Below are 23363 nucleotides of genomic sequence, written 5' to 3' on the forward strand. Positions count from 1 at the left end.
CGCCCTCCGTCACGCGACAGACCGGGCCGGGCCGGGCATCATGCCGGGCCCGACGCGCGCCGGACCCGTCACGCCGGGCCGGCCACCACCTCGATCGACGCCGTCACCGGCGTGCCCGAGCCGTCCCGGCGCGGGTCGCGCTCCGGCAGGTCGACCGGCGCGCCCTTGGCACCGGCGGCCCGGGCCGGGGCCGCACCCGCCCAGGCGAACGCCAGGCCGTCCTCGCCGCGCAGGAAGCGCTGGCAGCGGACACCGCCGGTCGCCCGGCCCTTGCGCGGGTACTGCTCGAACGGGGTGACCTTCCACGACGACTGCTCGTCACCGGACAGGGTGCCCGAGGCGCCCGCCACCGAGACCACCACCGCGTCCACGGCCGGGTCCACCGCCGTGAACGACAGCACCCGGGCGCCGTCCGACAGCTTGATGCCCGCCATGCCGCCCGCCGGACGGCCCTGCGGCCGGACCTGACCCGCCGGGTAGCGCAGCAGCTGGGCGTCCGAGGTGATGAAGACCAAGTCCTCCTCGCCGGTGCGCAGTTCGACCGCGCCCACCAGCTCGTCGCCGTCCTTGAGGGCGATCACCTCGAACTCGTCCTTGTTCGCCGGCCACTCCGGCACCACCCGCTTCACCACGCCCTGCACCGTGCCCAGCGCCAGCCCCGGCGAGGACTCGTCCAGCGTGGTCAGCGCCAGCACCCGCTCCCCGGCCTCCAACCGCAGGAACTCCTCCACCGCTGCCCCGCCCGCCAGCGTCGGCGAGGGCATCGGCGGCAGCGCCGGCAGGTCGATCACCGGCAGCCGCAGCACCCGGCCCGCGGACGTCACCACACCCACGTCCGCCCGCGCCGTGGCCGGCACCGCCGACACGATCACGTCGTGCTTCGCCCGCTTCTCCGACAGTTCGAACGGCTCGCCGTCCGCCGTCCGCGCCAGCAGCCCGGTCGAGGACAGCAACACCCGGCACGGGTCGTCCGCCACCTCCAGCGGCACCGCCAGCGCCGCCGACGGAGCCGCCCCCGCCTCCAGCAGCACCGTGCGCCGCTCCGTCCCGAACTGCTTGGACACCGCGCCCAGTTCGGAGGACACCACGCTTCGCAGCCTGCTGTCCGACTCCAGGATCTCGGTCAGCTCCGCGATCTCCGCGGTCAGCTTCGCCTTCTCCTGCTCCAGCTCCACCCGGTCGAACCTGGTCAGCCGGCGCAGCGGGGTGTCCAGGATGTAGCCGGTCTGCGTCTCCGACAGTGAGAAGCGCTCCATCAGGCGCTCCTTCGCCTGCTGGGCGTTGTCACTCGACCGGATGATCGCGATGACCTCGTCGATGTCCACCAGGGCCACCAGCAGGCCCTCGACCAGGTGCAGCCGCTCCTCCCGCTTGCGGCGGCGGAAGTCGCTGCGCCGACGCACCACGGTGAACCGGTGGTCGACGTAGACCTCCAGCAGCTCCTTGAGGCCCAGCGTCAGCGGCTGCCCGTCCACCAGCGCCACGTTGTTGATGCCGAAGGTCTCCTCCAGCGGCGTCAACTTGTAGAGCTGCTCCAGCAGCGCCTCCGGCACGAAGCCGTTCTTCACCTCGATCACCAGCCGCAGCCCGTGCTCGCGGTCGGTCAGGTCCTTGACGTCCGCGATGCCCTGCAGCTTCTTCGCGTTGACCAGGTCCTTGATCTTCGAGATGACCTTCTCCGGGCCGACGTTGTACGGCAGCTCGGTCACCACGATGCCCTTGCGGCGCGCCGTGACGTTCTCGATCGTCGTGGTGGCCCGGATCTTGAAAGTGCCACGGCCCGACTCGTACGCGTCCCGGATGCCCGACAGGCCCACGATCCGCCCGCCCGTCGGCAGGTCCGGACCGGGCACGAACCGCATCAGCGTGTCCAGGTCGGCGGTCGGGTGCTTGATCAGGTGCCGGGCCGCGGCCACCACCTCGGACAGGTTGTGCGGCGGCATGTTCGTCGCCATGCCCACCGCGATGCCCGTCGCGCCGTTCACCAGCAGGTTCGGGAACGCGGCCGGCAGCGCCAGCGGCTCCTGCTCGCTGCCGTCGTAGTTCGGCCCGAAGTCGACGGTGTCCTCGTGGATCGACTCCACCATCGCCATCGAGGCGGCCGTCAGCCGCGACTCGGTGTACCGCATCGCGGCCGGCGGGTCGTCGTTGCCCAGCGAACCGAAGTTGCCGTGCCCGTCGATCAGCGGCAGCCGCATCGAGAACGGCTGCGCCATGCGCACGACCGAGTCGTAGATCGACTGGTCACCGTGCGGGTGCAGCCGGCCCATCACCTCGCCCACCACACGCGCGCACTTCACGTGCGCGCGGTCCGGACGCAGGCCCATCTCGTTGGCCTGGTACAGGATCCGGCGGTGCACCGGCTTCAGACCGTCCCGCGCGTCGGGCAGCGCACGCGAGTAGATCACCGAGTAGGCGTACTCCAGGAAGGAGCCCTGCATCTCGTCCACGACGTCGACGTCGAGGATCCGCTCCTCGAAGTCTCCGGGCGGCGGGGTCTGCGAACTGCGGCGGGCCATCGCGGCGGGGCTCCCTTACGTGTCGCTGGCTGTGTCGTCGGCCGGTCGTCGGCCGGCCGGGTCGGTCACCGGACGGGCTTCGCCGCCCCGGCTCCCTGATTCACCGTCCTGCCGCCGCGACCCGTCAACCGGGCGCGACCGACAGGGCACGGCGCCCCCATTGTGGACCCTCGCGCCGACACTCCCGGTCAGCGGCCCTCTTCCGCCCCTGGCGAACGCTGCTTCCGCGCGGACACAAACACGCCCCCCACGCGTTGCACCACAATGGGGGACGCCACACGAACCCCGACATCGACGACGGGAAGGACCCGAGCGCATGGCCAACCCGGCCCCCGCCTCCAGCCGAGGCATCGCCATCACCGAGCACCGCCTGGCCAACGGCCTGCGTGTCGTCCTCTCCGAGGACCGCCTCACCCCGGTCGCCGCGGTCTGCCTCTGGTACGACGTGGGCTCCCGCCACGAGGTCAAGGGCCGCACCGGCCTCGCCCACCTCTTCGAGCACCTGATGTTCCAGGGCTCCGCCAACGTCTCCAACAACGGCCACTTCGAGCTCGTCCAGGGCGCCGGCGGCTCGCTCAACGGCACCACCAGCTTCGAGCGCACCAACTACTACGAGACCATGCCCGCCCACCAGCTGGAGCTCGCCCTCTGGCTGGAGGCCGACCGCATGGGCTCGCTGCTCGCCGCCCTCGACGAGACGTCCATGGAGAACCAGCGCGCCGTCGTCAAGAACGAACGCCGCCAGCGCTACGACAACGTCCCGTACGGCACCGCCTTCGAGAAGCTCACCGCGCTCTCGTACCCCGACGGGCACCCGTACCACCACACCCCGATCGGCTCCATGGCCGACCTCGACGCCGCCACCCTCGAGGACGCCCGGACGTTCTTCCGCACCTACTACGCGCCCAACAACGCGGTGCTCTCCGTGGTCGGCGACATCGACCCCGAGCAGACCATCGCCTGGGTCGAGAAGTACTTCGGCTCCATCCCCGCGCACGACGGCAAGCAGCCCCCGCGCTCCGGCGAACTCCCCGACACCATCGGCCGCGAGCTGCGCCAGGAACTCGCCGAGGACGTCCCCTCCCGCGCCCTGATGGCCGCCTACCGCCTGCCGCACGACGGCACCCGCGAGGCCGACGCCGCCGACCTGGCGCTCACCATCCTCGGCAGCGGCGAGTCCAGCCGCCTCTACAACCGGCTCGTCCGCCGCGACCGCACCGCCGTCGCCGCCGGCTTCGGCCTGCTGCGCCTCGCCGGCGCCCCCAGCCTCGGCTGGCTCGACGTCAAGACCTCCGGCGACGCCACCATCGCGCAGATCGACGCCGCCGTCGACGAGGAACTCGCCCGCTTCGCCGCCGAGGGCCCCACCGCCGAGGAACTCGAACGCGCCCAGGCCCAGATCGAGCGCGAGTGGCTCGACCGGCTCACCACCGTCGCCGGCCGCGCCGACGAACTCTGCCGCTACGCCGTCCTGTTCGGCGACCCCAAGCTGCTGAACGACGCCCTCCCCAAGGTCCTCGACGTCACCGCCGAGGAGGTCCAGGCCGTCGCCGAGGCCCGGCTCCACCCCGACAACCGGGCCGTCCTCGTCTACGAGCCGACCGCGACCGCCGCCGACGACGCTTCCGACGCCGCTTCCGAAGAGGAGGGTGCCGCCGTATGAGCACCGACTACGTCCCCGCGATGACCTTCCACCCCCAGCCCCAGCCCGGCACCCCCAGCCCCTGGGCCTTCCCCGCCCCCGAGCGGGCCGCCCTCGGCAACGGCATCACCGTGCTGCACTGCCACCGGCCCGGCCAGCAGCTGGTCGCCGTCGAGGTCCTCCTCGACGCCCCGCTCGCGGCCGAGCCCGAGGGCCTCGACGGCGTCGCCGCCATCCTCGCCCGCGCCCTCAACGAGGGCACCGACACCCTCACCGCCGAGGAGTTCGCCGGCGAGCTGGAGCGCGCCGGGGCCACCCTCGACGCCCACGCCGACCACCCCTGCATCCGGGTCGCCCTCGAAGTCCCCGCCTCCCGGCTCCAGCGCGGCCTCACCCTGCTCGCCGACGCCCTGCGCGCCCCCGCCCTCCCGGCGGAGGAGATCGAGCGCCTCGTCGCCAACCGCCTCGACGAGATCGTCCACGAGCAGGCCAACCCCGCCCGGCGCGCCGCCAAGGCCCTCTACGCCGAGCTCTTCGACGCCGCGGACCGCCTCTCCCGGCCCCGCAGCGGCACCGCCGACACCGTCAAGTCGATCGACCGCGCCGCCGTCAAGGCCTTCTACGACGCCCACGTGCGCCCCGCCACCACCACCGTCGTGGTGGTCGGCGACCTCACCGGCGTCGACCTGCCCGCCCTGCTCGAGAGCACCCTCGGCACCTGGACCGGCACCACCGCCGCGCCCTCCGTCCACGCCCCCGTCACCGGCGACGACCGCGGCCGCGTCCTCATCGTCGACCGCCCCGGCTCCGTCCAGACCCAGCTGCTGATCGGCCGGATCGGTCCCGACCGCCACGACCCGGTCTGGGCCGCCCAGATCCTCGGCACCTACTGCCTCGGCGGCACCCTCACCTCCCGCCTCGACCGCGTCCTGCGCGAGGAGAAGGGCTACACCTACGGCGTCCGCGCCTTCGCCCAGCCGCTGCGCTCCGCCGCCGACGGCAGCGGGCGCTCGCTGATCGCCATCAGCGGCTCGGTGGACACCGCCTCCACCGCCCCCGCGCTCGCCGACACCTGGACCATCCTGCGCACCCTCGCCGCCGAGGGCCTCACCGACGCCGAGCGCGACGAGGCCGTGCAGTTCCTGGTCGGCGTCGCGCCGCTGAAGTACGAGACCGCGGGCTCGGTCGCCGGCACCCTGGCCGACCAGGTCGAGCAGTACCTCGCCGACGACTACCAGGCCGAGGTCTACCGGCAGCTGGCCGAACTCTCCACCGCGGCGGCCACCGAGGCCGTGGTCGCGGCCTTCCCGCCGGACCGCCTGGTCACCGTGCTGGTCGGCGACGCCGCCGCGATCGAGGCGGACGTGCGGGCGCTGGGGATCGGCGAGGTCACCGTCGTCAGCTGACGCCTTCGGACATCCCCTCCGGCCCGGTGGAGCACCTTCGCTCCGCCGGGCCGGACGCGTTCGTAAATCCGTTGCGGGCCCGGCCCGTTCCATGGATAGATGTTCCCCGACGCACCACACGTGCGAACTGCGAGCAGCGAAGGGAGGCGGTCACCATGCGGGTCGAGCAAGCCATACGACGACGCTCCCCGGGGCCGTATCTCCCATGCCTCGCCACGGCTGCCTGAGCGCACCCGTCCCCGAACTTCCCCGAGCCGCGCCGGGATCGCATGCGCGCGGCGTTCCTTTCCACTGAACCACCCGACCCATGGAGGTCGTTCAACCATGACGTACACCGAGGTCCCGGGCATCCGGGTGCCGATCCGGATGTGGACCGACCCGGCGACGGTCGAGGGCGCGGCCCTCCAGCAGCTGCGCAACATCAGCTCCCTGCCCTGGCTGCACGGCCTCGCCGTGATGCCGGACGTCCACCTGGGCAAGGGCGCGACGGTCGGCTCCGTCATCGCGATGAAGGACGCGGTCTGCCCGGCGGCGGTCGGCGTCGACATCGGCTGCGGGATGAGCGCGGTGAAGACCTCCCTCACCGCCAAGGACCTCCCGGACGACCTCTCCGGCCTGCGGAGCAGGATCGAGCAGGCCATCCCGGTCGGCCGCGGCCTGCACGCCGACCCGGTCGACCCGACCGCGCTGCCCGGGTTCCGCACGGAGGGCTGGGACGACTTCTGGCACCGCTTCGACGACATCGCGGAGGACGTCAAGTGGCGCCGTGAGCGGGCGATGCAGCAGATGGGAACGCTCGGAAGCGGCAACCACATGATCGAACTGTGTGTCGACACGGTCGGGTCGGTGTGGCTGATGCTGCACTCCGGCTCGCGCAACATCGGCAAGGAGCTGGCGGAGCACCACATGACCGTCGCCCGCTCGCTTCCGCACAACCAGGGCCTGGTCGACCGGGATCTGGCGGTCTTCCTAGCGAAGACCCCGGAGATGGCCGACTACCGCTCGGACTTGTACTGGGCACAGGAGTACGCGAAGCACAACCGCGCCCTGATGATGGCGCTCTTCCAGGATGTCATCCGGCGCGAGTTCACCAAGGCCAAGGTCACCTTCGACGAGGTGATCAGCTGCCACCACAACTACGTGGCGGAGGAGCGGTACGACGGCGTCGACCTGCTCGTGACCCGCAAGGGTGCGATCCGGGCTGGAACCGGTGAGTACGGGATCATCCCGGGTTCGATGGGCACCAGTTCGTTCATCGTTCGTGGCCTCGGTAACACTGCGGCCTTCAACTCGGCCTCGCACGGTGCCGGCCGGAAGATGAGCCGGACGGCGGCGAAGAAGCGCTTCACGGTACGGGATCTGGAGGAGCAGACCCGGGGCGTGGAGTGCCGTAAGGACAGCGGCGTCGTGGATGAGATCCCGGGTGCGTACAAGTCGATCGAGAAGGTCATGGAGCAGCAGCGCGACCTGGTCGAGATCGTCGCTCAGATCAAGCAGGTCATCTGCATCAAGGGTTGAGCAGTCGAAATGAGATGGCCCCCGACGATGTCGGGGGCCATCTCATCGGCCTGGCAGGACTCTCGGCCGTTTGGGGCCTACGAGGCGCCATTTGCGAATGGTGCAGCTCTTTATGGTCCGGCCCAGTTGGGCGGCGGCCGAGTCCATACTGACCGCGCCCAGGAGCGCAGCGTCCTCCTCGCTGGTCCAGCTGCGCCGAGGTGCGGCGATCCCCATGTCCGGCGGGCGGACCCACCTGCTGACTTGAGCAGCACTCGCCTGCTTGCGAGGCAATGCGAGGCCGCTCGAGTAGTACATCTCATCAACGATGGTTACGGCGGCTTCCCTTGTGTAGAGGATGTTGTAGATGCCGTCTCGCTTGTTCCTGGCGAGTTTGCGAGAGATGCCGCAGATGCTCTCGGCGTAGCCGGCATAGAACTCGGCCATCGAGTCGCTCTGGGTGGTAAAGCAGACGAATGGCAGCTCCTTGGCGGTGAGGCCGGTCGAGCCATCGGCGTCGATCAGTCCGCGCACGTAGTCGCGCCGGGAGAACGGGACGTTCGGCGGCGTGAGGATCGCGGACTTTCGCCCAACCGGCAGGCCGAGTGCCTGTAGCTCCTCGCGGAACTCGCGGGCGCTCACTGTCCAGATCACCGAGGTGTGTTGCGCCTTGAAGTTGGTGCTGCGCGTCCGGTAGCGGATGCTGCTGTAGAACGGGCAGAGCCGCTGGAACTCATCCAGGATCGGGGCGTCCCTCGCGGACAGCTCCACTGTGAGTCGGCCCTTGTTGCCGACTCCCTGTGCGAGGTGTCCGTCCGCCTGAAGGAAGGCGAACATGTAGGCGTGCTCGGGTCGTTCGAGGTCGAAGAACGTCATGGTGCGAGCATCGGCGCGATCCGTCGTTCGAGGGGTCGAACGATCACCGGTTCGCTCAATGGTGTGGATGCGACCGAATCCGCGAACAGAAGCGCCCGGCAGTGCTGGGCACTGCCGGGCGCTGCGTGGGCGCTGCGAGGGCTCAGGCCGCGGCCGGGAGCTCGTCGAGGCCTTCGGCGACGAGCTTGGCGAGGCGGTCGAGGGCCTCGTCGGCGCCGGGGGCGTCGGAGGCGAGGATGACCTCGTCGCCGCCCTGGGCGCCCAGGGCGAGGAGGCCGAGCATGGAGGCGGCGTTGACGGGGTTGCCGCCCGGCTTGGCGATGGTGATCGGCACGCCGGTGGCCGTGACGGCCCGGACGAAGACGGAGGCGGGACGGGCGTGCAGGCCCTCGGCCCAACCGATGGTGACGCGGCGCTCGGCCATGAGACGTGCCTTTCCGGTGAAGCTGGTCACGGCCGTGCTCGGGGAGCGGGGGAAACGGCCGTGTTGTCTAGACCAGTGTTGCACGCAGACAACCCTGCGAGGCGTCGCGTTCGGGACTTGTGATTGTTTCTTTTCGGGGCATAAGGCCCGGCCAGTGGCCCTGTCCACCCTGCCGTGAGCGTGCACCCGGCGCCATTCGGCTCGCCGCCGGATAACCTGACGAATGTGGAAGACCCCGCGGTGGCGAACCCCGAGCAGCCCGACTATCCGCAGCACTGGGAAGCCGACGTCCTGCTGCGCGACGGCGGCACGGCCCGGATCCGGCCGATCACCCCGGGCGACGCCGGGCGCCTGGTGGAGTTCTATGAACAGGTCTCGGACCAGTCCAAGTACTTCCGCTTCTTCGCCCCCTACCCGCGGCTCTCCGACAAGGACGTCCGCCGCTTCACCCACCACGACTTCGTGAACCGGGTCGGCCTCGCCGTGGTGGTCCGCGACCACTTCATCGCGACCGTCCGCTACGACCGGATCGACGCCGAGGGCCGCCCCTCCGACCACGGTACCGACGCCGAGGTCGCCTTCCTGGTCCAGGACGCCCACCAGGGCCGCGGCGTGGCCTCCGCACTGCTGGAGCACATCGCGGCGGTGGCCCAGGAGCGCGGCATCCGCCGCTTCCAGGCCGAGGTGCTGCCGGAGAACCGCAAGATGGTGAAGGTCTTCACCGACGCCGGCTACACCCAGCACCGCAGCTTCGCGGACGGCGTGGTGCACCTGGAGTTCGACCTCGAACAGACCGACCGCTCGCTCGCCGTGATGCGCGCCCGCGAGCACCGTGCCGAGGCCCGCTCGGTGCAGCGGCTGCTGACCCCGCGCTCGGTGGCCGTGATCGGGGTCTCCCGCAATCCGCAGACCGTCGGCCGGGCCCTGCTGCGCGACCTGCTCGGCAGCTTCGACACCGAGTTCGAGAGCCGGTACGAGTCCAAGGGCGCCCCGCGCACCGTCTACGCGGTGAACCGCAGTGCCCCGCCCGGAACCGAGCTGGACGGCGTCCCGGTGCACCGTTCGATTCTGGACATTCCCGGTCCGGTGGACCTCGCGGTGATCGCCGTCCCCGAGAGCGTCGTCCCGGCGGCCGTCGCGGAGTGCGGCGCCCACGGTGTGCAGGGCCTGGTGGTGGTCACCGCCGGCTACGCGGAGACCGGCCCGGAGGGCCGGGCCCGTCAGCGCGCCCTGGTGCGCCAGGCCCGCGCGGCGGGCATGCGGGTGGTCGGCCCGAACGCCTTCGGCCTGATCAACACCGACCCCGACCGCCCGCTGAACGCCTCGCTCGCCCCGCACCTGCCCGACCGCGGCGGCTTCGGGATCTTCTGCCAGTCCGGGGCGATCGGCGTGGCCCTGCTGGAGTCCGCCCACCGGCGCGGCCTCGGGGTCTCCTCCTTCGCCTCGGTCGGCAACCGCTCGGACGTCTCCGGCAACGACTTCCTCCAGTACTGGGCCGAGGACGACGCCACCGAGGTGGTGCTGCTCTACCTGGAGTCCTTCGGCAACCCCCGCAAGTTCACCCGGATCGCGCGCCGACTGGCCACCGCCAAGCCGGTGGTCGTGGTCAAGGGGGCCCGCCACACCGGCAGCCTGCCGCCCGGCCACGCCGTCCCGGCCACCGCCACCGGCCTGCGGGACGCCACCGTGGACGCGCTGTTCGAACAGGCCGGGGTCACCAGGGTGGCGACCATCACCGAGCTGTTCGACACCGGTGAGCTGCTCGCCCAGCAGCCGCTGCCGCCCGGCGACCGGGTCGCCGTGGTCGGCAACTCCGACTCGCTGGGCCTGCTCACCTACGACACCTGCCTGAGTGCCGGGCTGCGGCCGCGCACGCCGGTCGACCTCACCACGGCCGCGACCGGCGAGAACTTCCGGATCGCGCTGGACGTCGCGCTCAGCGATCCGGCCGTGGACGCGGTGATCGCCGTCGCCATCCCCCCGATCGGCACCTCCGCGCACGCCTTCATGGGCGGCCGGCTGACCGGCCCGGGCGATCCGGAGATGGGCTCGGACGACCCGGAGATCGCCACCGCCCTGCTCGAAGCGGGCGAGCGGGCGCGGGAGTTGGGCAAGCCCCTGGTGCTGGCCCATCTGGCTCTGACCGACCTGCCGACCCGGCTGCGTCCCGGCGGCATCCCGGCCTACGCGGCGCCCGAGCGGGCCGTGCGCGCCCTGGCGCACGCCGTGCACTACGCCCAGTGGCGCCGCCGCACCGCCGCGGCGGAGGAGACGGCGCGGGTCCCCGACCTGGACCGGATCGACGAGCCCGGCGTCCGCGCCCTGGTGGAAGCGGCGCTGAGCACCCACGCCGCGGTCGCCGCGCGCACCCAGCCCGGTGGTGCGCGGATCACCCTGTCCGACGCCGAGGCCCGGCTGCTGCTGGCCCGCTACGGCATCGACGTCTCGCCCACGCTGCCCGCGCCGGACGAGGAGGAGGCCGTCCGGGCCGCCGGGCAGCTCGGCTACCCGGTGGCCCTGAAGGCGACCGCCCCGCACCTGCGCCACCGCCCCGACCTGGGCAGCGTCCGGCTGGACCTGACCGGCGAGGCGGGCCTGCGCCGTGCCCACCGAGAGCTGGACGCCCTGCTCGGCGGCGCGGCCGAGGCCCAGCTGGTGGTGCAGCGGCTGGCACCGCGCGGCGTGGACACCGTGATCGGCGCCACGGTCGACCCGGCCGTCGGCGCGATCCTCTCCTTCGGCCTGGCCGGCGCCCCCGCCGAACTGCTGGGCGACGTGGCCCACCGCCTCGTCCCGGCCACCGACCAGGACGTCGCCGGGCTGATCCGCGAGGTGCGGGCGGCGCCGCTGCTGTTCGGCTGGCGCGGTGCCGAGGCGGTGGACACCGCCGCGCTGGAGGAGCTGCTGCTGCGGGTGTCGCAGTTGGTGGACGACGTACCGGAGATCGCCTCGGTGGACCTCGAACCGGTGGTCGTGGCCCCGCACGGACTGGCGATCCTGGGGGCGCGGGTGCGGGTCGCACCGCTGCCTGTCCGCAGCGATCTGGGCCCGCGCGCGATGAGCACGCTGTAACCTTCCTTGGTTGCGCCTGCCCGTGGGCGCTGATGTCCGAAGCTCGGCGCCGCGCCGCCCGCTTCGTCGGCGGACCATGCCAGGATGGAGTTATGGCGAAGACCGGTACCACCACCACTCAGGACCTGCGCTCGGCGATCGAGCGCAGCGGCTACTACCCGGCCCTGGTGTCCGAGGCGGTGGAGGCCGCGGTGGGCCCGGAGCCGATCAGCTCCTACCTGGTGCACCAGGAGACGACCTTCGACTCCAACGAGGTGCGTCGGCACGTGACGGTGCTGGTGCTGACCCCGACCCGCTTCGTGGTGAGCCACACCGACGAGCAGTCGGGCGACGCGGGCAGTCCCGCGGTGCCGTTCGCCACGACCTCGACGGAGAGCGTCCGGCTGGACCGGATCGGCTCGGTCGTGCTGAGCCGGATGGTGGCGAACCCGGAGACGTACACGCCGGGCACGCTGCCGCGCGAGGTCGTGCTGACCATCGGCTGGGGCGCGGTGCAGCGCCTGGACCTGGAGCCGGCCGGCTGCTCGGACCCGAACTGCGAGGCCGACCACGGCTACACCGGCTCGGCGACGGCCGACGACCTCTCGCTGCGGGTGAGCGAGGCCGGCGACGGCCCGGAGACGGTGGCCCAGGCGCTGGTGTTCGCCCGGGCGCTGTCCGACGCGACGATCGACAACGCTCCGCGGGTCTGAGGCCCCGGCCGAGCCCCGTCGCTCCCGGCCGAGCGCCGTCGTTCCCGACCGCGGTCCCGTCCGAGCCCCCGCCGTCCCCGATCGCGCTCCTGCCCGCGGTCCCGCCCGCTACGAATCCGGTTCCATGTCCTTCGCACCCTCCGACGGCTACGACGCCTTCGAGATCCTCGACCCGGCCGCCGCCCCCGCGCCCCCGTACGGCAGCGGCTCGCTCTGCGACCTGCTGCCCTCGGTGGCGGCGGGGCTGGGCGTCCCGGGGTTCACCGCGACGCTGCCGATCGCCCCGGCCGACCGGGCGGTGGTGTTCCTGGTGGACGGCCTCGGCTGGGAGCTGCTGCTGCGCCACCCCGAGTACGCGCCGTTCCTGTCCTCGCTGGCCGGGAGCTCGATGGGCGGCTCCGGCCGTCCGCTGACCGCGGGCTTCCCGTCGACCACCGCGACCTCGCTGGCCTCGGTCGGCACGGGTACGCCGCCGGGCCTGCACGGCCTGGCCGGGTACACGGTGGCGGTGCCGGGCACCGACTACCTGATGAACCAGCTGCGCTGGCAGCCGCACACCGACCCGCACGTCTGGCAGCCGTACCCGACGGTGTTCGAGCAGACCCACCGGGCCGGAGTGGCGACCGCCCAGGTGTCCTCTCCGCTGTTCGCCCAGACCCCGCTGACCAGGGTGGCGCTGTCCGGCGGCACCTTCCTGGGCCGCACCACCGGCGAGGAGCGGATGGACCTGGCCGCCTCCTGGCTGGCCGAGCACGACCGGGCGCTGGTGTACACCTACGTGAGCGAGCTGGACGGCGCCGGCCACCGCTTCGGGGTGGACTCCGACGAGTGGCGGATGACGCTGGACGCGGTGGACCGGCTGGCCCGTCGGCTGGCCGAGCAGCTGCCGCCGCGTTCGGCGATGTACGTGACGGCGGACCACGGCATGATCGACATCGCCCCCGAGGACCGGATCGACTTCGACGAGGACTGGGAGCTCGGTGCGGGTGTCGCCCTGCTGGGCGGCGAGGGCCGGGCCCGGCACGTGTACGCGGTGCCGGGTGCCGCGGCCGACGTGCACACGGTCTGGAGCGAGGTGCTGGGCGACCGGATGTGGGTGGCCACCCGGGACGAGGCGATCGAGGCGGGCTGGTTCGGTCCGACCGTCGACGAGCGGGTGTACCGGCGGATCGGCGACGTGGTCGCCGCGGCGCGCGACGACATCGCGATCATCGCCTCCCGCAACGAGCCCGGCGAGTCCGCGATGATCGGTCTGCACGGCTCGATGACCCCGGTCGAGCAGTTCGTGCCGCTCCTCGAAGTCCGGGGCTGAGTCGGACCCTTGACTTCCCTGTGCCCGAACCCCCTTGATGTGAAAGGCCCTTGCTCCACCCATGGCTGAACTGGTGTTCTTCTCGGGCACGATGGACTGCGGCAAGTCGACGCTGGCGCTGCAGATGGACCACAACCACGCCGCGCGCGGCCGACAGGGCGTCATCCTGACCCGCAACGACCGGGCCGGCGCCGCCACCATCTCCAGCCGGCTGGGCCTGCGCGCCGACGCGGTCGAGGTGACGGACGACTTCGACTTCCTCGCGCACGTGGTGCAGCGGCTCTCGGCGGGCGGCCGGGTGGACTACCTGATCTGCGACGAGGCCCAGTTCTTCGCTGCCGAGCAGGTGGACCAGCTGGCCCGGGTGGTCGACGAGCTGGACATCGACGTCTACACCTTCGGCATCACCACCGACTTCCGCACCCGGCTGTTCCCCGGTTCGCAGCGGCTGATCGAGCTGGCCGACCGGGTGGAGGTGCTCCAGGTCGAGGCGCTGTGCTGGTGCGGCGGGCGGGCGACCCACAACGCCCGTACGGTCGGCGGGGTGATGGTCGTCGAGGGCGCCCAGGTGGTGATCGGCGACATCTCGGTGAGCGAGGACGAGATCGGCTACGAGGTGCTGTGCCGCCGCCACCACCGCCGCCGGATGACCGCCGCGACCGCGCGCGCCTCGGTGCTCTCCCCGGACGTGCTGCCCTTCGAGGAGCAGCAGGCGTAGGGCCTCCCAGCCGGGCGCGCTGACCTGCGGCTTCGAGCCGGGCGGGTCAGCCCGCGGCTTCGAGCACCGAGAAGTGCCCGCCCTGCGGGTCGGCCAGCCGGGCGGCGCGGCCGCGGGCGGTGTCGTGCGGTTCGACCAGGACGCGGCCGCCGAGTTCGACGGTGTGACGGGCGGTCAGCGCTGCGTCCCGGACGGCGAAGTGGGTGCGCCAGCGCGGCGGGTGGCCGCGCAGGTCGGCGTGGTGGCGGATGCCGGCGACCGGGCGCCCGTGCACCAGCAGGGCGGTCTCGTCGGCGGCGGGCCGGACCGGGCGGTCCAGCACCGCGCCGTAGAAGACGGCGGCGCCGTCGGCGTCGGGGGTGAGCAGTTCGGCCCAGGCTGGGCCGCCGGGTTCCGTTCCGGCCTCCCGGCCGAGGTGCTCCTCGCCCTGCCAGAGGCCGAAGACGGCGCCGGAGAGGTCGGAGGCGATGGCCATCCGCCCGGCGGCCTCGGCCTGCAGCGGCCCGACCGCGACGGTGCCGCCGCACTCGCGCACCAGTTGGGCGGTGTGGTCGGCGTCGTCCACGGCGAAGTAGGTGGTCCACTGCACCGGGAAGCCGGTGGCGGTGGAGACGCCGAGGCCGGCGACGGGGGCGCCGTCGAGCTCGGCCCGGACGTAGGCGCCGAGTTGGCCCGGCCCGGGGGAGTACGTCCAGCCGAGCAGCTCGCCGTAGAAGGCCTGGGCGCCGGTCAGGTCGTCGGTCAGCAGGCTGACCCAGCAGGGCGTGCCCTGGGCCAGTCGGAGTTCCACCGCGGGCAATGCGGGCCTCCTCACGGGTGGTTGGCGCACGGAAATCCGGGCGCGCGAGGGTGATGCTTCCACTCTGGCGCGCGCCCAACCCTCGACCCGCGCGGAAAGTCCGGCAAAGAGCGCACAAAGAGCGGTGGTTCGGGCACCAGGGGCGCGCGCTGCGCGACAATGGCCGGCATGACCACCTTCAACGACGGTTCCCCGCTGATCTCCGCGGCCGAGCTGCGGGAGGCGCTCGCCTCCGCGCGCCCGCCGGTGCTGCTGGACGTGCGCTACCAGCTGGTCGGTGCCGCGCCGGGCGGCCCGACCGCGGCCGAGGAGTACCGGGCCGGGCACCTGCCCGGTGCGCACTTCGTCGAGCTGGACCGGGACCTCGCGGCCCCGCCCGGCGCCCCGGGCCGGGGCGGGCGCCACCCGCTGCCGGATCCGGAGGAGTTCGGTGCGGCGATGCGCGGGTTCGGGGTGAGCTCCGGGCGTCCGGTCGTGGTGTACGACGGTGCGGCGTCGATGGCGGCGGCCCGGGCCTGGTGGCTGCTGCGCTGGGCCGGGCACCGCGACGTACGGGTGCTGGACGGCGGCTTCGCGGCCTGGCAGTCGGCCGGGCTGCCGGTGACGGCCGAGCTGCCGGAGCCGGCGGAGGGCGACTTCAAGCCCGTGCCGGGGCAGCTGCCGACGCTGGACGCGGACGGCGCCGCGGCCTGGGCGCGCAGCGGCCTGCTGCTGGACGCCCGTTCCGGCGAGCGCTACCGGGGCGAGACCGAGCCGGTGGACCCGCGGGCCGGGCACATCCCGGGCGCGGTGTCGGCACCGACCTCCGAGAACGTGGGCCCGGACGGGCGGTTCCGCCCGGCGGCCGAACTGCTGGACCGTTTCCGGGCGTTCGGCGTGGGGGAGCGGAAGGCCGCGGTGTACTGCGGTTCGGGGGTGACGGCGGCGCACCAGATCCTGGCGATGGAGGCGGCCGGTCTGGACGCGGTGCTGTACCCGGGTTCGTGGAGCGAGTGGTCGAGCGACGCGAGCCGCCCGGTGGCGGTGACCGACCAGCCGGGCTGAGTCCCCGGACACGCCGGAGGGGCGGGAGGCCCGGCCTCCCGCCCCTCCGGCGTCGGTACTACTCCTGCTTCTTGCGCCGGCTGCCGAAGACGATCTCGTCCCAGCTGGGCACGGTGGCCCGGCGGCCGGGCCGGACGCCGTCCGCTTCGGCCTGCCGGTCGGTGGTGCCGACCAGGCGTTCGCGGTGCGGGGCGACGGCGCGCGGCATCAGGATGTCGGCGTAGGCCGAGCCCGCGCCGACCGCCGGGGCGGCGGCCGCGGCCGGCTCCTCGTTCTCCTCGGCGACCTCGGCGGGCACCGGTTCGATCGGGGCGGGGCCGCCGACGGCGAGGTCGCCGCGGAAGGCCGGGACCACGTCGAGCAGGCTGGTCAGCGAGTCCCGGGACTCGGCGGTGGCCTCGCGCGACTCGCGGACCTCGCGGGCCGACATGATGCGGTCGGCGGAGGGCCGGTCGATCATCGGGCGGGGCGGCCGGTCCTGGGGGAGCCGGGCGATCCGCGGGATGAACGGGAAGACCGAGTCCTCCTCGCGCTCGACGCTCTCGCCGATCAGCGCGCGGGCCTCGTCGTCGTTGGGCTGGACCAGGCGCCGGGGCGGGTCGTACGTCCAGGACGCGCTGCGGCCCTCGCCGTCGGCACGGTAGTAGAGGATGACCTCCCAGGTGCCGTCGTCGCGCCGCCAGGAGTCCCAGCGTTCGGTGTCCTTCTCGGCGCCGCGCAGGGCGAGCCGCTCGGCGACGGCCTCGCCGAGCTGCGGCCCGGGGGACTCGCCGTTGCGGCGGATGGCGGTCTTGCGGGCGCGCTCGGCCATGAAGGCGCGTTCGGCGAGGACCGGCCCCTCGAAGCGGCGGACGCGGTCGACGGAGATGCCGGCGGCCTGGGCGACCTCCTCGGCGGAGGCTCCGGCTCGTATCCGGGCCTGGATGTCCCGGGGGCGGAGGTGGCTCTCGACCTCGATCTCGATCTGGCCGAGGCGCGGCCGGTCGCCGCGGATGGCGGCGCGCAGCCGCTCGTCGATGGGGAGGGTGTACTCCGTGCTGTCGGCAGCCTTGAGCACCAGCCGTGTGCCGTCGTTGCTGACGGCCACAACCCGCAGTTCGGGCACGGTTACCTCCCGGGTGGTGCCTGCCGACGTCACCTGCGTCGCTGCTCCCGTACTGAGTGTGGCCTGCCCACTCGCGACTGGCCACAACCTTGCTGAGTTCCCCGGCGTGTCGGGCTTACGCCCGGCTGCGCCGCTGTGGCACGGTTGCCTTTTTGCCACGTCATCCGTCGACGTCGCGCCTGGGTGTCCCGGCCGTCCTCGCACGCGGAGTGTTCGCGACGATCCGGGACCGGCGTCGCCGTGCGTGCCCGTTCAGTGGCTCTTCGTCAAGCTGTCGGTGAAGGCACAGTCGACAAGTCGACCCAAGGCTCGGGCTTTACGAACAGTACTCCATTCGTGGCATCCGAAGGGGCGGCTCGCCGCTCAAGTCTCCCGCGATTCACGGGAATCTCAAGAGCGCGCACCCCTGACGGCGGACCATCGCCGGATGAACGGTGATCATCTTCACACAATCCGGGCGCGGAGAACCGCATTTTCGCCCCTTGTGTCCTTCTTTGGGCAAGATGGAGAAACTTGTTCGAGTCGGAGTCGTACGGACCGAGGGATGTTGATGCCGGAGCGGAGCCCCGCCGAGGAGGGCGGCAAGGAGGAGCGCAAGCGGATCGATCTGAGCATGGCTCAGGTCGCGGCGAGCGCGTTGGCCGCGGTGGTGGGCGCGCTGCTCGCCTCCGAACTCGGCGTGTACGGAACGATCATGGGCGCGGCGGTGGTCAGCATCGGGGCCACCACCGGCGGCGCCGTGTTCCAGCACGTGTTCCGGCGGACCGGTGAGCAGCTGCGCGACGCGGTGGACCGCGGGCCGAACCTGGCGGTGAACGGGCTGCGCCAGGTGCCGGCGGAGCAGGAGGACCCGGCGGGGGAGCCGGCCGGGCCGCCGGTGATCACCTCGGAGTGGAACGAGCCGCAGGTGGTGCGGGCGCGCCGGCGGCTGGGCTGGAAGGGCTACGCGGCGGTCTCCGGGCTGGTCTTCGTCCTGGCGATGACGCCGATCGTGGCGTTCGAAGTGGCCACTCAGCAGCCGCTCTCGGCGACGGTGCGGGGTGAGACCGGCAGCGGGACGTCCTTCGGCGGCACGGTGACGGGCAAGGATCCGGCGCCGCCGGACGTCCCCTCGCAGCGCCCGTCCACCGGGCGCGGTTCGCAGGACCCGCCGTCCGGCGGGGCGTCGGCCCCGGCGACGACGCGGCCCGGCCGGGAGCCGACCGCCACCCCGAGCGGCGGTTCGAGCGGGAGCGCCTCGCCCTCGGCGGGTCCGAGTGCGAGCCCGTCGGCCGGCGCCTCGCCGTCGGCGGGCGGTTCGGGCCGGCCCACCGATGGGGCCACGCCGCAGCCGCCGGTACCGGGCGACGCCCCGGCGAACGCGACGGTGGCGCCGCCCCCGCCCGCCACCGGGACGCCTTGAGGCCCCCGGTCAGGCCCCCAGTACCCGCCGCAGGTAGTCGTTGCCGAACAGGCGCTGGGGGTCGACCTCGTCGCGCAGCGCCGTGAAGTCCCCGAAGTGCGGGTAGACGCCGGCCAGGTACTCGGCGTCGCGGGTGTGCAGCTTGCCCCAGTGCGGACGGCCCTGATGGGCGGTCATCAGCTGTTCCACGCCGGTGAAGTAGCCCTGGTCGCGGGTGCCCCGGTAGAGGTGGACGGCGATGTAGGCGCTGTCCCGGCCGGAGGCGGTGGAGAGCCAGAGGTCGTCGGCGGGGGCGAAGCGCACCTCGACCGGGAAGCTGACCTTCCAGTCGGAGCGTTCGACCAGGGCCTTCAGCTCGCGCAGCACCTCGGCCACGGCGGCCCGCGGGACGGCGTACTCCATCTCCAGGAAGCGGACCTTGCGCGGGCTGGTGAACACCTTGTACGCGGTGTCCGTGTAGCTGCGGTCGGACCAGGCGCGGCTGGCGAGCGAGGCGATCGAGGGGATGGAGCCGGGGAAGCGGCGGCCGACCCGGCAGGCGCCCTCCCAGACGGTGTTGGAGAGGAAGTCGTCCTCCAGCCACCCCTTGAACCGGGGAAGCGGGGCGGCCGGCCCCTGGCTGCGGTTGTTGCGCTTGGTGGCGCAGCGGGCGGTGTGCGGGAACCAGTAGAACTCGAAGTGCTCGTTGACGGCGGTGAGGTCGTCGAGGCGTTCCAGCACCTCGTCGAAGGCCATCGGCTGCTCGTGGGCGGTGAGCAGGAAGGCCGGTTCGACGCCGAAGGTGAGGGCGGTGATCACGCCGAGGGCGCCGAGGCCGAGCCGGGCGCCCTGGAAGAGCCGGGGGTTCTCGGTGGGGGAGCAGTGCCGGACGCTGCCGTCGGCGAGCACGATCTCCAGGGCGCGCACCTGGGCGGCGAGCGAGCCGGAGTCGCGGCCGGTGCCGTGGGTCCCGGTGCTGGTGGCGCCGGCGACGGTCTGGACCTCGATGTCGCCCATGTTGGTGAGGGAGAGGCCCTCGCCGGCGAGGAGCCGGTTGAGGTGGCTGAGCGGGAGGCCGGATTCGACGGTGACGGTGCCGGCCTCGCGGTCGATCGCGCGGACGGCGGTGAGCGCGTGGGGCCGGACCAGCAGGCCGTCGCCGGGCGAGGCGATCGCGGTGAAGGAGTGGCCGGAGCCGACGGCCTTGACGCTGCGGCCCTGTTCGGCGGCGCGCGCGAGCTCCCTGGCCAGTTCCTCCGCGGTGCCCGGGGTGGCGGTGCGGGCCGGGTCGGCGCTCTGGTTGCCGGCCCAGTTGGTCCACCGGGTGCGGGTCGCGGTGCTGGCCTGGGGCATCTGCGCTGCCTCCTGCTCCGTGGCCGAACGGGTCGGCGCGGTCCGGGGCGGCCTGGTCCGGGGGATCCCGGGGGACAGGCCCTACCCACGGGTAGGGCCGCGGGTAGGGCGAGATTAGTCAGTTCACCGTTCGACGTCTACGGGTCGGCCGGACGTTCCGTCGGCCAGGTCGGCGGGGTGTCCGGAGGCGAGTCCGGCGCGCAGCCGGCCGAGTCCGGCGAGGGCGGCGAGTGCTCCGAGCGCGCCGGCGGTCAGCGGGACCCAGTAGCCGGCGGCGGCGCCGGAGGCGTCGATCACCCAGCCCGCGGCGGAGGAGCCGACCGCGACACCGAGGGCGAGGCCGGTGGTGGTCCAGGTCATGCCCTCGGTGAGCTGGGCGGCCGGGACGAGCCGTTCGACCAGGGCCATCGCGGTGATCAGGGTGGGGGAGATGGCGATGCCGGCGACGAGCAGCGCGGCGCCGACCGCGACGAGCCCGCCGATGCCGTGCACGGCGTGGGCGACCAGCAGGATCGGCACCATGCTGAGCGCCATGAACAGCACACCGAGGAAGAATCGTTTCGCCATGGAGCCGGTGAGCCTGAGGGCGCCGAACACCACCCCGGCCAGGCAGGAACCGAGCGCCCACAGGGCGAGGATCACGCTGGAGACCGACTTGTGCCCCTGGGCCTCGGAGTAGGCGACGGTGACCACCTCGACCGAGCCGAAGATCGCGCCGGTGGCGACGAAGGTGAGGATCAGCACCTGGAGGCCGCGGTTGCGGATCACCGAGCCGCCCTGGTGCCGGGCGGCCTCGTGGACCGGGGGCTCGGTGGAGCGCTGGCCGGCGAACAGCAGCACGCCGACGGTCAGGAAGATCCCGGCGAGCAGCAAGCCGGCCTCCGGGAAGACCGAGGTGGCCAGGCCGATGGAGAGGATCGGGCCGACGATGAAGCAGACCTCGTCGACCACCGCCTCGAAGGAGTACGCGGTGTGCAGCCGGTCGGCGTCCTCGCGGTAGAGGTGCGCCCAGCGGGCGCGGACCATGGCGCCGGTGCTCGGCATGACGCCCATGCCAGCGGCGAAGAGGAACAGCGTCCAGTCCGGGGCGTCCAGCCGGGCGCAGAGCAGCAGGCCGACGACCGAGCCGATGGTGAGGGCCATGGCCGGGACGATGATCCTCGCCTGGCCGTGCCGGTCCACCAGCCGGGAGACCTGGGGGCCCAGGACCGCGGCGGAGACCGCCAGGGCCGCCGAGACGAGGCCGGCCACGCCGTACGAGCCGCGCAGCTGGGACAGCATGGTCACGATGCCGATGCCGGTCATCGAGATCGGCAGCCGGGAGACGAAGCCGGTGGCGGAGAAGGCCACGGTGCCGGACGCGGCGAATATTCGGCGGTAGCTGGACAGCACGGGAACTCCGGGCAGTGGGGTAAGGAACGACGCTGGCTTAGACAGCTTACGTAGGTTGGCAAACGGTATTTTCCGGACGCCCGCGCGGTCCCGGTGCCGGTGTCCGACCCCTCAGTGGCAGGATCGGTGCCATGTCCGACGCGCGCAAACCCTCCCCCTCCGGCGCCGCCCCGTACGACGCCCTGCTGCTCCTGTCCTTCGGCGGGCCCGAGGCTCCCGAGGACGTCGTCCCGTTCCTGGAGAACGTCACCCGGGGCCGCGGCATCCCCCGGGAGCGGCTCAAGGAGGTGGGCAAGCACTACTTCATGTTCGGCGGGGTCAGTCCGATCAACGGGCAGAACCGCGAGCTGCTCACCGCCCTGCGCAAGGACTTCGCCGAGCACGGGCTGGACCTGCCGGTCCACTGGGGCAACCGCAACTGGGCCCCGTACCTGGTGGACACCCTGCGGGAGATGGCCGAGGCCGGCCACCGCCGGATCGCCGTGCTCGCCACCAGCGCCTACGCCGGCTACTCGGGCTGCCGCCAGTACCGGGAGAACCTGGCCGACGCGCTGGCCACGCTGGCCGAGGAGGGGCGTCCGGCGCTCACCGTCGACAAGCTGCGGCACTTCTACAACCACCCCGGCTTCGTCGAGCCGATGATCGACGCGACCCTGGCCGCGCTCGCCGAGCTGCCCGAGGCCGCCCGCCCCGGCGCCCGGCTGGCCTTCACCACCCACTCCATCCCGGACGCGATGGCCGAGACCTCCGGCGCCCCGGACGACCCGGCCCGCGGCACCCCCGGCGGCGCCTACGTCGCCCAGCACCTGGACGTGGCCCGGCTGATCGCCGCGGCCGTCGCCGAGCGCACCGGCGTGGCCGACCGGCCGTGGCAGCTGGTGTTCCAGAGCCGCAGCGGCGCCCCGCACACCCCGTGGCTGGAACCGGACATCTGCGACCACCTGGAGGCCCAGCACGCCGACGGCGCGCCGGCCGTGGTGATGGTCCCGATCGGCTTCGTCTCCGACCACATGGAGGTCAAGTACGACCTCGACACCGAGGCCGTGGCCAAGGCCGCCGAACTCGGCCTGCCGGTCTCCCGCGCGGCCACCGTCGGCGCCGACCCGCGGTTCACCGCCGCCGTCCGCGAGCTCGTCCTGGAGCGGGCCGCCACCGAGCGCGGCGAGGCCGTGACCCGCTGCGCCCTCGGCGCGCTCGGCCCCAGCCACGACGTCTGCGCGGTGGCCTGCTGCCCCAACCCGCGCACCCCGCGCCCGGCCGCCGCCGAGTGCTGAACCCCCTTCCGGAGGAGAACCCCGTGCCCACCCCCGCCCAGCCCGACGACCGGCTCCTCGACGACCTGCTCGACGTCGCCCTGGACGCGGCCCGGCAGGCCGGCGCCCTGCTGCGCGACGGCCGCCCCGCCGACCTCGGCGTGGCCGGCACCAAGAGCAGTCCGGTCGACGTGGTCACCGAGATGGACCTCGCCTCGGAGAAGCTCGTCGTGGAGCTGATCGCCGAGCGCCGCCCCCAGGACGGCTACCTCGGCGAGGAGGGCACCGAGCGGCCCGGCACCAGCGGGGTGCGCTGGGTCGTCGACCCGCTCGACGGAACGGTCAACTACCTGTACGGGCTGCCCTCCTGGGCGGTCAGCGTGGCCGCGGAGGTGGACGGCCGGGCCGCCGTCGGGGTGGTGTACGTACCGGCCCGCGGCGAGCTGTTCCACGCCGTGCTGGGCCGCGGCGCCCGCCTCGACGGCCGGCCGATCTCGGCCCGCCCGGCTCCGCCCTGGGGCCAGGCGCTGATCGCCACCGGGTTCAACTACGTCCAGCCGGTGCGGGTGCGCCAGGCCGAGGTGCTGCTGGCACTGATGCCCGAGGTGCGGGACGTCCGCCGGGGCGGGGCGGCCGCGGTCGACCTGTGCGACGTGGCCGCCGGGCGGCTGGACGGCTACTACGAGCGAGGCCTCGCCCCCTGGGACCGCGCGGCCGGCTGCCTGATCGCCACCGAGGCCGGCGCCCTGGTCGGCGGACGCCCCGGGCACGGCCCGGACGGCGAGCTGACGGTGGCCGCCGCCCCGGGCGTGTACCAGCCGCTCCAGGAGCGGCTGGCCGAGCTGCGCGCCTGGGCGGACTGACCCGGCCCCGGGAAT

At 73.1% G+C, this 23363-nt stretch carries 18 protein-coding genes; 11 read left to right on the forward strand and 7 right to left on the reverse strand.

Features of this window, described 5'->3' with window-relative positions; all coding sequences use genetic code 11:
- Window positions 1-68: 68 nt before the first annotated feature.
- Window positions 69-2519 (reverse strand): DNA gyrase/topoisomerase IV subunit A, encoded by a 2451-nt coding sequence (locus ABTY61_RS27780; RefSeq protein WP_350507817.1) that lies wholly within the window; start codon window positions 2517-2519, stop codon window positions 69-71.
- A gap of 316 nt (window positions 2520-2835) precedes the next feature.
- Between ABTY61_RS27780 and ABTY61_RS27785 the strand changes: the two genes are divergently transcribed.
- From ABTY61_RS27785 to ABTY61_RS27795, 3 genes are all read left to right on the forward strand, one after another.
- The gene (locus tag ABTY61_RS27785) at window positions 2836-4182 is read left to right on the forward strand and encodes a M16 family metallopeptidase (protein WP_350507818.1); all 1347 of its coding nucleotides are present in this window, start codon (window positions 2836-2838) and stop codon (window positions 4180-4182) included.
- Window positions 4179-5567: a M16 family metallopeptidase gene (locus ABTY61_RS27790; protein ID WP_350507819.1), complete on the forward strand. Its 1389-nt coding sequence runs from the start codon at window positions 4179-4181 to the stop codon at window positions 5565-5567. The genes ABTY61_RS27785 and ABTY61_RS27790 overlap by 4 nt, the downstream gene beginning before the upstream one ends.
- A 324-nt stretch (window positions 5568-5891) precedes the next feature.
- The gene (locus ABTY61_RS27795) at window positions 5892-7085 is read left to right on the forward strand and encodes an RtcB family protein (RefSeq protein WP_350507820.1); all 1194 of its coding nucleotides are present in this window, start codon (window positions 5892-5894) and stop codon (window positions 7083-7085) included.
- 42 nt (window positions 7086-7127) lie between these two features.
- Here the strand turns inward: ABTY61_RS27795 and ABTY61_RS27800 are convergent, their stop codons facing one another.
- Window positions 7128-7940, reverse strand: a complete 813-nt coding sequence (locus ABTY61_RS27800; RefSeq protein ID WP_350507821.1) for an LAGLIDADG family homing endonuclease — start codon at window positions 7938-7940, stop codon at window positions 7128-7130.
- 142 nt (window positions 7941-8082) lie between these two features.
- The gene (locus ABTY61_RS27805; protein WP_350507822.1) at window positions 8083-8364 is read right to left on the reverse strand and encodes an HPr family phosphocarrier protein; all 282 of its coding nucleotides are present in this window, start codon (window positions 8362-8364) and stop codon (window positions 8083-8085) included.
- 225 nt (window positions 8365-8589) lie between these two features.
- Between ABTY61_RS27805 and ABTY61_RS27810 the strand changes: the two genes are divergently transcribed.
- From ABTY61_RS27810 to ABTY61_RS27825, 4 genes are all read left to right on the forward strand, one after another.
- A complete protein-coding gene (locus tag ABTY61_RS27810) occupies window positions 8590-11436 on the forward strand; it encodes a bifunctional acetate--CoA ligase family protein/GNAT family N-acetyltransferase (protein WP_350507823.1) in 2847 nt (948 codons plus the stop codon).
- Window positions 11437-11528: 92 nt separating this feature from the next.
- Window positions 11529-12128, forward strand: coding sequence for a DUF5998 family protein (locus ABTY61_RS27815; RefSeq protein WP_350507824.1), 600 nt, complete (start codon window positions 11529-11531; stop codon window positions 12126-12128).
- 124 nt (window positions 12129-12252) lie between these two features.
- Window positions 12253-13440 (forward strand): alkaline phosphatase family protein, encoded by a 1188-nt coding sequence (locus ABTY61_RS27820; RefSeq protein ID WP_350507825.1) that lies wholly within the window; start codon window positions 12253-12255, stop codon window positions 13438-13440.
- A gap of 61 nt (window positions 13441-13501) precedes the next feature.
- Entirely contained in the window at window positions 13502-14158 is a 657-nt protein-coding gene (locus tag ABTY61_RS27825) for a thymidine kinase (protein WP_350507826.1), read from the forward strand.
- A 46-nt stretch (window positions 14159-14204) separates the two neighbouring features.
- Here the strand turns inward: ABTY61_RS27825 and ABTY61_RS27830 are convergent, their stop codons facing one another.
- Complete coding sequence (locus ABTY61_RS27830; RefSeq protein ID WP_350507848.1) at window positions 14205-14948, reverse strand: VOC family protein; 744 nt, start codon at window positions 14946-14948, stop codon at window positions 14205-14207.
- 177 nt (window positions 14949-15125) lie between these two features.
- Here ABTY61_RS27830 and ABTY61_RS27835 point away from each other — a divergent pair, with 177 nt between their 5' ends.
- Complete coding sequence (locus ABTY61_RS27835) at window positions 15126-16001, forward strand: sulfurtransferase (RefSeq protein WP_350507827.1); 876 nt, start codon at window positions 15126-15128, stop codon at window positions 15999-16001.
- A 58-nt stretch (window positions 16002-16059) separates the two neighbouring features.
- Here the strand turns inward: ABTY61_RS27835 and sepH are convergent, their stop codons facing one another.
- Entirely contained in the window at window positions 16060-17139 is a 1080-nt protein-coding gene (gene sepH, locus ABTY61_RS27840) for a septation protein SepH (protein ID WP_350507828.1), read from the reverse strand.
- 517 nt (window positions 17140-17656) lie between these two features.
- Here sepH and ABTY61_RS27845 point away from each other — a divergent pair.
- Window positions 17657-18508 carry a hypothetical protein gene (locus ABTY61_RS27845; protein WP_350507829.1) on the forward strand — a complete coding sequence of 284 codons (852 nt, stop codon included), beginning with the start codon at window positions 17657-17659 and terminating at the stop codon, window positions 18506-18508.
- Window positions 18509-18517: 9 nt separating this feature from the next.
- On the opposite strand, the gene ABTY61_RS27850 is transcribed toward ABTY61_RS27845, so the two are convergent.
- Window positions 18518-19840 carry a D-arabinono-1,4-lactone oxidase gene (locus ABTY61_RS27850; protein ID WP_350507830.1) on the reverse strand — a complete coding sequence of 441 codons (1323 nt, stop codon included), beginning with the start codon at window positions 19838-19840 and terminating at the stop codon, window positions 18518-18520.
- 123 nt (window positions 19841-19963) lie between these two features.
- Window positions 19964-21232, reverse strand: a complete 1269-nt coding sequence (locus ABTY61_RS27855) for an MFS transporter (RefSeq protein WP_350507831.1) — start codon at window positions 21230-21232, stop codon at window positions 19964-19966.
- A gap of 131 nt (window positions 21233-21363) precedes the next feature.
- Between ABTY61_RS27855 and ABTY61_RS27860 the strand changes: the two genes are divergently transcribed.
- Together ABTY61_RS27860 and ABTY61_RS27865 are read left to right on the forward strand one after the other, a co-directional pair.
- Window positions 21364-22506 (forward strand): ferrochelatase, encoded by a 1143-nt coding sequence (locus tag ABTY61_RS27860; protein ID WP_350507832.1) that lies wholly within the window; start codon window positions 21364-21366, stop codon window positions 22504-22506.
- A 23-nt stretch (window positions 22507-22529) separates the two neighbouring features.
- Window positions 22530-23348: an inositol monophosphatase family protein gene (locus ABTY61_RS27865; protein WP_350507833.1), complete on the forward strand. Its 819-nt coding sequence runs from the start codon at window positions 22530-22532 to the stop codon at window positions 23346-23348.
- Window positions 23349-23363 lie beyond the last annotated feature (15 nt).

It is taken from the genome of Kitasatospora sp. NPDC096128 (assembly GCF_040303105.1).
Taxonomy (GTDB): Bacteria; Actinomycetota; Actinomycetes; order Streptomycetales; family Streptomycetaceae; genus Kitasatospora.